This window comes from Clostridium sp. SGI.024 (assembly GCF_050315195.1).
Taxonomy (GTDB): domain Bacteria; phylum Bacillota; class Clostridia; order Clostridiales; family Clostridiaceae; genus Clostridium.
The window spans coordinates 1-11,747 of the sequence record NZ_JBNPON010000080.1 but is presented as its reverse complement, the minus strand read 5'-3'; the positions used below and the strand labels follow the sequence as shown (position 1 = coordinate 11,747).

7 protein-coding genes and 1 other annotated feature are annotated in these 11,747 nt (G+C 28.1%); of the genes, 6 read left to right on the top strand and 1 reads right to left on the bottom strand.

Features of this window, described 5'->3' with window-relative positions; translation table 11 throughout:
• Nucleotides 1-26: 26 nt before the first annotated feature.
• The 6 genes from ACQRD5_RS15405 to ACQRD5_RS15380 all read left to right on the top strand — a co-directional run bounded on the left by ACQRD5_RS15405 (nucleotide 27) and on the right by ACQRD5_RS15380 (nucleotide 10,967).
• Nucleotides 27-3,623, top strand: coding sequence for a GDSL-type esterase/lipase family protein (locus tag ACQRD5_RS15405; protein WP_427747013.1), 3,597 nt, complete (start codon nucleotides 27-29; stop codon nucleotides 3,621-3,623).
• A 281-nt stretch (nucleotides 3,624-3,904) separates the two neighbouring features.
• Nucleotides 3,905-5,380, top strand: coding sequence for a protein adenylyltransferase SelO (locus ACQRD5_RS15400; RefSeq protein ID WP_320900803.1), 1,476 nt, complete (start codon nucleotides 3,905-3,907; stop codon nucleotides 5,378-5,380).
• 201 nt (nucleotides 5,381-5,581) lie between these two features.
• Nucleotides 5,582-6,364: a ZIP family metal transporter gene (locus ACQRD5_RS15395; RefSeq protein ID WP_291631758.1), complete on the top strand. Its 783-nt coding sequence runs from the start codon at nucleotides 5,582-5,584 to the stop codon at nucleotides 6,362-6,364.
• 250 nt (nucleotides 6,365-6,614) lie between these two features.
• Nucleotides 6,615-7,799: a M20 metallopeptidase family protein gene (locus ACQRD5_RS15390; protein ID WP_291631756.1), complete on the top strand. Its 1,185-nt coding sequence runs from the start codon at nucleotides 6,615-6,617 to the stop codon at nucleotides 7,797-7,799.
• Nucleotides 7,800-7,900: 101 nt separating this feature from the next.
• Nucleotides 7,901-8,872: a Gfo/Idh/MocA family protein gene (locus ACQRD5_RS15385; protein WP_427747012.1), complete on the top strand. Its 972-nt coding sequence runs from the start codon at nucleotides 7,901-7,903 to the stop codon at nucleotides 8,870-8,872.
• A 93-nt stretch (nucleotides 8,873-8,965) separates the two neighbouring features.
• Nucleotides 8,966-9,238 (top strand) — a binding site (T-box leader).
• A 79-nt stretch (nucleotides 9,239-9,317) separates the two neighbouring features.
• Complete coding sequence (locus ACQRD5_RS15380; protein ID WP_427747014.1) at nucleotides 9,318-10,967, top strand: class I tRNA ligase family protein; 1,650 nt, start codon at nucleotides 9,318-9,320, stop codon at nucleotides 10,965-10,967.
• Nucleotides 10,968-11,106: 139 nt separating this feature from the next.
• Here ACQRD5_RS15380 and ACQRD5_RS15375 read toward each other — a convergent pair whose 3' ends face one another.
• Nucleotides 11,107-11,340, bottom strand: coding sequence for a hypothetical protein (locus ACQRD5_RS15375; RefSeq protein ID WP_427747011.1), 234 nt, complete (start codon nucleotides 11,338-11,340; stop codon nucleotides 11,107-11,109).
• Nucleotides 11,341-11,747 lie beyond the last annotated feature (407 nt).

Genomic DNA, 11,747 nt, shown 5'->3' with positions numbered 1-11,747 from the left:
AGTTTATGAAAAGAATTTTAATAAGTATGTTAATATTAAGTTTATTGGCTACTACTACGGTTCCAGCTATTAATGTAATGGCAGGTGAAACAACAACTACTACAACAACTACTACACAAAGTTCACAAATAAGAGGTTATGAATCATATCTTAAGTACGATCCTATACTAAAATACGACACTAAAAAAACTTATGATGGAAGTAATACATATGTTGATTTAACTGAACACCTAGATACTGTAAAAAATTTAAGTGAAGGAACAATTGCAATTAAATTTAAGTCAACTGTTTCAAATGGAGACCAAACTATATTTTCAATCTCTGACAAAGATGATGCTCAAAGTTATTTTGAAATAAAATTAAGAAATGGAAACATTAGAGTAGAAACATTTGAAAATAGACAAAATGTAATGTCTTATTTAACAAGTGGAAAAAACTATGCTGATGGTCAATGGCATACAGTTGTTATAAATAGTGGAGAACTAGGAACATTTTTATATGTTGATGGAGATAAAGCAGTTGAATTTCCTAACCACAAAAATAAATTAATTTCTTTAGTACAAGATGCTGATTCAATGAATATTGGTATGGTAGTTAAAAATTCTAGACCAACTTCGTATTTTACTGGTGAAATAGAATATGTTGAAGTATATGATGAACAATTTAGTCATGAGTATGCGGCTAAGTATAGTTTAAATGATTATAGAAGTATTTTAAATATAATTAATAGAGATGAACCAACCACTATAGTTTTTACTGGAGATAGTATAACTCATGGTGTACAGTACACAAAGGGTTATAGAAGCTATTCTGAACATTTAAAAGAAAGATTAAAGGGAGAAAGCATTAATGGAAAGGTAAAAAGTGATAGATTTGTTATAAACACAGGGGTTGCAAATGGTGATACAAGATATCTATTAGCTGATTATGAGAACTGGATTGGTACATATAATGCTGATATAGTTTTTGTAACATTAGGTATGAATGACTGTGTAACTATGGATTTAAATACATATAAAACAAATTTAACAAATATAGTAAATAAAATTAGAGAAAAAGGTGGTATACCAATAATCCAAACTATAAATACAACAACTAATGGAGCTACCTCTAGATTAAGAACATTACCACAATTTATGGAAGGTGCAAGAGCAGTAGCAAGTCAGTTAGATGTATTTTTAATAGATCATCATAAGTACTGGACTGATTTAGGAAGAGGTGTTACAGATGCATGGCTTGGGGACACTATTCATCCAAATGAAAAGGGTCACTTAGAACTTATGAATCTTATACTTAGAGAACTTAAATTAGATACAGAAGATAGCTATACTAAAAAATTAGCTTATCCTCTACAAGGTAATGGAACTGCAAAACCAGTATTAAATACAATAACAAGAACTTATCCAGAGTATTCAAGTATTGAAGGGAAGACTCCAGTAGTTTCATATAAGGTTGATAGAGAATTATATGGCAGTGATTTTATAGATAAAAATTATGATGTTAATAAAGTAAAATCATTAAGTAAAGGTTCTATAGTAACTAGATTTAATTTAACATCAGCAGGTCCTGCACAAACTATAATAAGCTTATCAGACTCAAGTCATGCAAGTAAAGAAGTTGCATTTGGCGTTAGTACAAATGGATCTATATTTGTAAATAGAAGAACTGACCAAGGAAATGCTACATTTACAACAACAAGGAATGGATATAACGATGGTAAATGGCATACTTTAGTTATAAATGTAAATGAATCAACAACAAAAGTTTATGTTGATGGAGAAATAATACATACAGCTAATAATAAACAATTCTTCTCAAGTTTAAATTCACCTACACACTTAAGTATTGGTAGAAATGTTCATGATCAAGGTGGAGAATGGTTCTACACTGGAGCTATTTCCTATGTTGATGTATATGATAATGCATTAACTGAAACAGAAATAAATAGTATAAGTGCACAAATAGATAGTGATAGTGATTTTACAGCAATTAGAAATAGAGCTCTTGATACTACAAAAGTTAATTCATGGGTTTTAGTTGGAGACAATTCTACTACTGGAAGTGGAGCTACTTATGGATATAAAAACTATGGAGAGTACTTTGAAGAATGTCTTCGTTGGGAAAATAGAGGAAATAAAATGGAGAACAGATCAAGATTTGTTGTTAATTCTGGAATTGATGGAGCAGATTCTACAAGCATTAATACAAACTTTGATAAATGGGTAAAGGAATTTGATCCAGAAATAATATCTATTATGATAGGTGGCAATGAAACAGTTACTCCTGCAGAATTTGAAACTAACTTAAAATCAATCATAAATAAGGGTAAGGCTCTTAATGCTCTTGTATTGTTACAAACACCAGTATTACAACAAAATGATATCAGTAACTATGTAGATGTTATATTAAAGATTGCTAAGGAACTTGACGTACCAGTAGTTGACCATTATAACACTTGGAAGGAACTTGAAAAAGATAATCCTCATATCAAAGCAACCTTCTTAAATGCTGATAATAAATTAAATCATAGAGGACATTTAAAAGTAGCTCAAGATATGATGAAAGCCTTAGGAATGTATAATGCTAACAGTATATCTTCTGGAAAATTTGTAGATTTGAAATATAGTGATTCAGATGAAATTAATAACTTTAAAGCTCAACTTACAACTTTAATAAATAATTCTAAAAAATCTATAGAAGATAATAAAGATAAGGTGTTTTCTGAAGAGTTAAAATCAGCATTATCAGAAGATATAAAAGCAGCTGAAAGAGAAGTTGAACAAGCTAATTTACCTATAGAAGCAATAATGAATGCTTTAAATTATTTAAATAATTCATTAAAATCATTTGAAGATACTGTTAAAGAAAAAGAAGTTGTGTCTGAAAAACCAAGTAAAACAGAACTTGAAGCTTTAATGCAATCTGCTGAAGAAGTAGATAATACTAAATATACAGAAGAAAGCATAGCAGCTTTAAATAGTGCTAAAGAAGCAGCTAATACTGTATTAGCAGATGAAGATGCTACAGCAGAAGAAATAGAAGAAGCTAAAGGATTATTACAAGCTGCAATAAACAATCTAAATCCTATAGAGGAATCTAATCCTATAAATGATGAAACTAATGAAGAGTCAAAACCAAGTAAAGAAGAACTTAGTATTCTAATAAAGTCATCTGAAGATTTAGAAACTAATAAATATACTAAGGAAAGTTTAAAAGCCTTAAATATTGTTATAGAAGAAGCTAAGAAAGTATTTGAAGATGAAAATGCTACACAGGAACAAATTGAAGCAGCTGAAAAAGAAATAGAAGAGGCTTTAAATAAGCTTACACTTATAGAAGAATATACTCTTATAGGTGGTAATGATGGTGAAAGTAGCAGTGCTCCATCTGAAATTACTATCCCAGGCAATACTGATGAAGCTGCTAACACTAATAAAACAGGTAAAGCTGATGAAGTTAATAATATTACTGTAATTAAGGCGAAAGAAACTTCTAAAGATAATAATGGAAAGGGTAATGTTAATTTACCTAAAACTGGTGATACTTCATCTGTTGCAGTAGGATTATCAGGATCAGTATTAGCATTTGTTGGTGTACTTCTTTCAAAAAAGAAAAATAAATAAAAAATAAAATTTATTTAAAATATTATTAAAATACATAGTCTATGTAAACTAAATTTTGATAAAATACTAAATCAAATTTATAGTTTACATAGGCTATTTTATTTAAAGTATATCTAGAAGTAATTAATTGATAATGATTATTATTGACTAAAAGATATTTATAATGGTAATATAAGGTTAATTAATAGATTATAGTACATTTTAAAAATTTTAAACTTATGAATAATAAATTTATGCTAAGAAAAACTAAAATAAATACTAATATTGAAAGGAAAAATAAAATGTTAGAAAGAGAAAAAGTAAATAATACTGGTTTTAATATAGAAAATAGCTATTCTGAATTACCACAAATTTTCTATACAAAACAACTTCCAAGTTTATCTCAAGACCCTAAAATAGTCATTTTAAATAAAAATTTAGCTGAAGATTTAGGGTTAAATTTAGATATTTTAGAAAGTAATGAAGGTAGATATATATTTTCAGGAAATAAATTAATAAACAACTCAAATCCTATTGCACAAGCTTATGCAGGACATCAATTTGGATATTTTACCATGCTTGGAGATGGTAGAGCAGTTTTACTTGGAGAGCATATAACTCCTAAAGGAGACAAAGTAGATATTCAACTTAAAGGATCTGGAATAACACCATACTCAAGAGGTGGGGATGGAAAGGCAGCCCTTGGACCTATGATAAGAGAATATATTATTAGTGAGGCAATGTATGGACTTGGAATTCCTACAACACGTAGTTTAGCTGTAGTAACTACAGGAGAATCAGTAGCACGTGAAAGAGTAGAACCAGGAGCCATACTTACACGTATATCATCTAGCCATATAAGAGTAGGAACCTTCCAATATGCTGCAAGATATGCAAGTTATGAAGATTTAAAAGCTTTAGCGGATTATACGATAAAGAGACATTATCCAGAAGGAATAGATAAAGAAAATCCTTATATCTTCCTATTAGAAGAAGTAATTAAAAAACAAGCAACCTTAGTATCTAATTGGATGCAGGTAGGATTTATTCACGGAGTTATGAATACTGATAATGTAAGTATTGCTGGTGAAACAATAGATTATGGGCCATGTGCTTTTATGGACACCTATGATCCATCTACTGTTTTTAGTTCTATCGATCATCAAGGCAGATATGCATATGGAAATCAATCTAATATAATAGCTTGGAATTTAGCTAGATTTGCTGAAACACTAATACCATTACTAAATGATAATCAAGAAGAAGCTATAGATATAGCTCAAACTGCAATTAATAAATTTAAGGATATATATAAAGAAAAATATATTTCAGGAATGAGATTAAAACTTGGATTATTTAATGAAGAAAAAGATGATGAAGATTTAATATATAGTTTGTTAAGTTTGATGCATAAATATGAAGCAGATTATACTAATACTTTTAGAAATCTAACCTTAGATAAAAAAGATGATATAACTATGTTCACAACTTCTGAATTTAGTAATTGGTATAATAAATGGAATGAAAGATTATCTAGACAAGATAAGACAAAGGATGAAGTTGTAAAATTAATGAAAAGTGTAAATCCTTCAATAATTCCACGTAATCATCGTGTAGAAGAAGCTATTGAGGCAGCAGTAAAAGATAATGATTATAGTTTAATGATGAAATTATTAAAAGTTTTATCAAATCCATTTGAATACAGTAAAGATCAAGAAGAATATATTACATTGCCAAAGCCAACCAATATTCCATATAGAACATTTTGTGGCACATAAAGTTATATTTTAAGATTTAAGTAATAAAACAGCTGGTACTTTTAGCTGTTTTATTTTATTACTTATAAATGAAGTGAAATTAAAATATGTAAATGCTTGAAATATTAGCTAAAAAGATGTATTATTTAATTGATAATAGTTATTAATTAATAAAAATAAATTTATAAAATAGAATAAATAATATTCATAAGGGGGGATACAATGAATATTTTAATAGGAGTTCTTATACCATTTATAGGAACATCATTAGGTTCAGCTTGTGTTTATGCAATGAAAAAAGAAATTAGTAAAAAGGTAAATAAGATTTTACTAGGTTTTGCTTCTGGTGTTATGATAGCTGCATCAATATGGTCATTAATTATTCCATCAATTGATATGTCTAGTGAAATGGGGAAGTTATCTTTTATTCCAGCTGCCGTTGGTATAATTCTAGGAGTTTTATTTTTGTTTTTTCTAGATAAGATTATTCCACATATTCATGTAGAAGATACTAATAAACAAGAAGGAATAAAAACATATAATATAAGCAAAACAACAAAACTTGTATTTTCAGTAGTTCTTCATAATATTCCAGAAGGAATGGCTATAGGAATTGCTTTTGCAGCAGTTATGAATGATGGAAATGCTATTAATTTTGCTTCTGCACTTGCTCTTTCTTTAGGAATAGCAATTCAAAACTTTCCAGAAGGTGCTATAATATCAATGCCACTTAAAAGTGAAGGATTAAATAAAAATAAAGCATTTATTTATGGTGTTTTATCTGGAATAGTAGAACCTATAGGTGCAGCTATTACTATAATGTTTTCTAGATTTATTACACCATTTATGCCATATCTTCTTTCTTTTGCAGCAGGTGCAATGATATTTGTTGTAGTAGAAGAATTAATTCCAGAAGCAGCAGAAGATAATGCATCAGATATTAGTGCAATTGCATTTTCATTAGGCTTTATAATTATGATGATTTTAGATGTGGCTTTATCTTAAAAATATATGGATAATAATAGAATAAAATTAAATTTTCAAGTAGATAGTGAGTAATCATTATCTATTTTTTATATAAAAATTTATCCGTGGAATATTTATGTAAAATTTATTATAATATTGTTAAAATATTATAATAAAATAATAACAGTATTAAGATTGTTATAAATGTAAATCATAATAATAAAATACAGTATGTATTAGTAAATAATTGCTATATAGAAATAATTCTAAATAAAAATGAGGTGTACAAATGAATAAAATTATTGAACAAGCAAAATTAATAAAAGATGACTTATTAAATTATAGGAGAACAATTCATAGTAATCCTGAAGTTGGAGCTGAATTACCTAAAACTAAGGCTTATGTAATAGATAAGTTAAAAGAATTTGGATATGATCCAAAAGAGATATGTGAAAGTGGTATAGTTGCTACTATTGAAGGTAAGAAAACAGGAAAAACATTTTTGCTTAGAGCTGATATGGATGCTCTTCCAATGGCAGAGGCAACAGAATGTGATTTTAAATCAACAAATGGATGCATGCACTCATGTGGACACGACATGCACACAACAATGCTTTTAGGAGCAGCAAAACTACTTAAGGATAATCAAGATGAAATAGAAGGAACTGTTAAATTAGTATTCCAACCAGATGAAGAAGGATTTACTGGAGCTAAAAAAATGTTAGCAGCTGGAGTACTTGAAAATCCTAAGGTTGATGCAGCTTTGGCAATGCATGTACATTCTGGTACCCCTTCTAATCTTGTATTATGTGGTTTAGGAACTAGCATAGCAGGTTGTAATAGATTTAGAATAGTTGTAAAAGGAACTGGATGTCATGGTGCAATGCCAGAACTTGGAGTAGACCCAATAAATATAGCAGCACATATATATATATCATTACAGGAAATAATTTCCAGGGAAATATCAGCTACTAAGCCTGCTGTTGTAACAATAGGTAAGTTTGCAGGCGGAGATGCTCCTAATATAATACCTAATGAAGTTATTATGGAAGGAACTATTAGAAGCTTAGATAAGGAATTAGGAGAATTTATATTTAATAGAATGAATGATATAGTTGTTTCTACTGCTAAGATGTTTAGAGGAGAAGCTGAATTAATAGAATTATCTTCAGTACCTCCACTAGCTAACAATAATGATTTGGCTAAAGAGTTAACTTCTTATATGAAAGAATTAATTGGTGAAAAATCAGTTGTTTTATTTGAAGGAGGAGGAATGGGATCAGAAGATTTTGCTTCTTATTCATATGAAGTTCCAAGTGTATATATTATGTTAGGTGCTGGAACAAAGCAAGAAAATCCTTTATATGGTGAGCCAATGCATAATGAAAAGGTAGTATTTAATGAAGATATATTAGTTACAGGTGCAGCTATACATACATATTGTGCTATTAATTGGTTAAAAAATAATAAATAAAATAATTTTGAAAAAGGTGTTTTAAAAGCACCTTTTATATTTGCTATTATTATAAGAAGTTTTATATAATAATAGCAATAAAATGAAGGAGTAGTGATTATATGATAAAATGGGGAATAATAGCTCCAGGAGGAATAGCTAATGCTTTTGCTAAAGAAGTAATTAAGACAAAGGATGGAATTCTTTCTGCAGTTTATGGGAGAAATGAGGATAAGACAAAAGAATTCGCAAAGAGTCATAATATAGAAAAATATTATACTAATATAGATGAATTTTTAAGTGATGACAATATAGATGCAGTCTATATTGCAACACCTCATAGTTACCATATGGATTACGCAAAGAAATGTGTATTAGCCAAAAAGCATGTATTATGTGAAAAGCCTTTTTCATATAACTATAAAACAGGCAAAGAGATAATAGATATTTCAAAAGAAAATAATGTATTTATAATGGAAGCTCTTTGGACATTATTTTTACCAGCGATTAATAAAGCAAAAGAATGGGTTGAAGAAGGTAAAATAGGAAAAGTTAAATTAATTACAGCAAGCTTTGGAATTAAAAGTGAGTTTAATGCAAAGCATAGACTCTATAATCCTGATTTAGCTGGAGGAGCATTATTAGATTTAGGTATTTATCCAATTCTATTTTCTAACTATATTGCAAATAGTTATCCTATTGAAATAAAGTCAAATGCTGAATTTACAAAAACTAATGTAGATGAAAGTAATATAATTAATTTAAAATATAAAGATGGAATTTTAGCTTCTTTAAATTGTTCACTAACAACTAAACTTAATAATGAGGCAGTGATATATGGAGAAAATGGAAAGATAGTTATACCAAGATTTTGGGCATCAAAGGAAACATATTTATATATTGAAGAAAATCCTGAAAAGTATATAGATGAATATGAGGAAGCAGGATACAAGTATGAAATTGAGGAAGCAAATAGTTGCATTAAGAACAATACTTTAGAAAGTAATGTTGCTTCTCATAATAATACACTAGAGCTAGCTAAAATCATGGATGAAATAAGAAGACAAATAGGATTAGTTTATCCATTTGAATAAATGCTTAATTTGTGAAAAAACAAAAAATATTATGATATATCCTATATTAGATAATTGACACTTACAATTATTTTATATATAATATTACAAATAATAAAAGCTATGAAGAGAAGAGTAATTATGAATGAATACACAGAGAGTTTCCGTGTGGTGGAAGGAAATTATGAAATCATAATGAAACAAGCCTCGGAGCTTCATACGGATCTTATTAATATATATTATAAGTGATGCTATGACGTAAGTTCACGTTACAGAACTAGAGTATGATTCAACCTAAATATGGTAGATGGTGTACTTGAAGAGCCTAAGATGGTGACATTTTAGGGAAAAAGGGTGGTATCGTGAAATGTAAATTTTGCCCCTGTAGAATATAGTTCTACAGGGGTTTTTTGTTTTTAAAATAATTACAAAGGGGTAATAATGATGATTAGTAAAAGATTATAAAATTAGTTTAGATTTTTTTGGAGCTTCAGCCTTTGGAAGGTCTGGAGAAGTTCATAGTGAAGTGTCTGAAGAAATATTTAATACCTTATTTAAAAATGGCTATATAAAAAAGTTATCAGCATTACAATTTTATGACGAGGATAAAAAAACATTTCTTAATGGAAGACAAGTAATTGGAAAGTGTCCAATTTCTGGCTGTAATTCTGATAAAGCCTATGGAGATGAGTGTTCATTAGGACATCAATATATGTCATCAGAATTAATTAATCCTATTAGCACATTATCAGGGAATAAACCTATATTAAAAAGCGTAGATAATTGGTATTTTACATTAGATGATTCTCTGGATATTATGAAGGAGCTAAATGAGTTTTTAAAGAAAAATACTAATAGAAGAAAGTTTGAAATTAAGGCTATAGATGAATTTTTAAAGGAACCAATGATATATGTTCCAAGAAAATATATTAATGACCTTAATAATTTAGAAACTATTCTTCCTAGTCATAAAACTATAAATGAAGAGAATAAATCTTCAATAACATTTATTTTTGATAAATTAGAGGACAGGGATAAAGCAAAAGAAAAGCTAGATGATTTAAATATTCATTATACTAATGGTAAGACATTAGTTCCATTTAGGATATCTGGAAATATTTCTTGGGGAGTAAGGGTGCCAGATAAGGAGGATTTAAAAAATCTTACCTTCTGGGTATGGCCAGAATCTTTATGGGCACCAATTTCTTTTATAAAGACATATTTAGAATCAATAGGAGAGAATCCTAAAGAGTGGCATAACTGGTGGGAAAATAAAAGTTCCATGGTATATCAATTTATAGGAGAAGATAATATTTATTTTTATTCAATTGCTGAAATGGCTATCCTAATAGGATTAAAGATAGCTAAGGGCGAAGATGTAAATATTAATAATATTAAGCTACCACATATAGTTCCTAATAAACACATTTTATTTATGGATAAGAAGGCAAGCAGTAGTTCAGATATTAAGCCACCAATGGCAGATGAATTATTAAGCTATTACACTAGTGATCAATTAAGAATGCATTTTATGAGTTTAGGATTATCCTCAAAAAGTGTTGGATTTAAACCACAAGTATATATGAAGGAAGATGAAAAGGAGGGAGCAGACCCAGTATTAAAAGAAGGAAACTTATTAACAAATGTATTTAATAGACTTATTCGTTCATGTTTTTATACTTTACAAAGCTTAAATGAAAATATTCCTAGAGAAGAAGTAAGTGAAAAAATTAAAGTATTAACAGAAAAAGCAGTATTTGAATATGAAAGACATATGTATAATCAAGATTTTCATAGAATATCCTATGTTCTTGATGATTATATAAGAGAAATTAATAAGTATTGGGTTAATAATTCCAAAAAAGAAGAGCTAAAAAGAAATGTACTAGCAGACTGTTTTTATGCTTGTAAGGTTATAGCAATATTAATACACCCTATAGTACCAGAGGGCTGTGAAATGTTTAAGGATTATTTAAACATTGGTGATGAACTATGGAATTGGGATAAAATATTTGATCCTTTAAATTCTTATTTTCAAGATACTGAGAAGCATAATTTTAAATTTCTTGAACCTAAGGTTGATTTCTTTGAGAAAATGGAATATCAATTTTTATAAAAAAGAAGATATATAAAGTATATGGCTGCATCAAAGTTTACAAAAAACTTGATACAGCCTTGTTATATTTGTTTACATAAATTCTTAGCACTAAAAATATATATGAATAATAGTTTAATGTGAAGCTTTATATAATAACTTAATTATTTATATTTTTAGCAAATTGCTCCATAATAGATTTAACTTCTTCAATCTTATCAGCTTTTAATAAAGCAATCATCTTAGGAATAAACTCCATAATATATTCATGTGAAAAAGTACCTTCTTGTTGCTTTTTAAAGCTTTCAGATAATAAAGCTTTTGCTTCATCAACCTTATCTTCCTGTACTCTTTCTAAAATAAATCCTAAAAACTTTTCTTGTCCTGCCTTCATAATTTACCTCCAAATTGTATATGTATTTAAGACTCAATAATTATAATATTATATTTAGATTTTAATTTAAAGTAAATATATAAAAATAAATTTAGATACATAGATTTAAAGGTTTATCAAGTAAGTTCTTATTTATATAATTGGTAAATATTGTTTTATATCTACTCTTATTTGTGTATAATTAAATAACAAGTCAATAGAAAGATAGTGTAAAGTTTCGTATGAAAAAATAGAGTTAATCAAAGTTAAGGAATAAATTTCAATTTATTCTTTAAAATTCAAAATTTGCTCTAAATTTAAGTATGACGAAAAGGCCTTCGATAGCGGAGGCAAAAATTGGATTGATATTTAATTTTATTATTTATCAAGAAGGCTTAGATTCTTGCATATGTAAGATGGTTTGTTGC

Coding starts and splice junctions, on each gene's coding strand:
- ACQRD5_RS15405 (WP_427747013.1), top strand. CDS start 27: ATGTTAATATTAAGTTTATTGGCTACTACTACGGTTCCAGCTATTAAT.
- ACQRD5_RS15400 (WP_320900803.1), top strand. CDS start 3,905: ATGTTAGAAAGAGAAAAAGTAAATAATACTGGTTTTAATATAGAAAAT.
- ACQRD5_RS15395 (WP_291631758.1), top strand. CDS start 5,582: ATGAATATTTTAATAGGAGTTCTTATACCATTTATAGGAACATCATTA.
- ACQRD5_RS15390 (WP_291631756.1), top strand. CDS start 6,615: ATGAATAAAATTATTGAACAAGCAAAATTAATAAAAGATGACTTATTA.
- ACQRD5_RS15385 (WP_427747012.1), top strand. CDS start 7,901: ATGATAAAATGGGGAATAATAGCTCCAGGAGGAATAGCTAATGCTTTT.
- ACQRD5_RS15375 (WP_427747011.1), bottom strand. CDS start 11,340: ATGAAGGCAGGACAAGAAAAGTTTTTAGGATTTATTTTAGAAAGAGTA.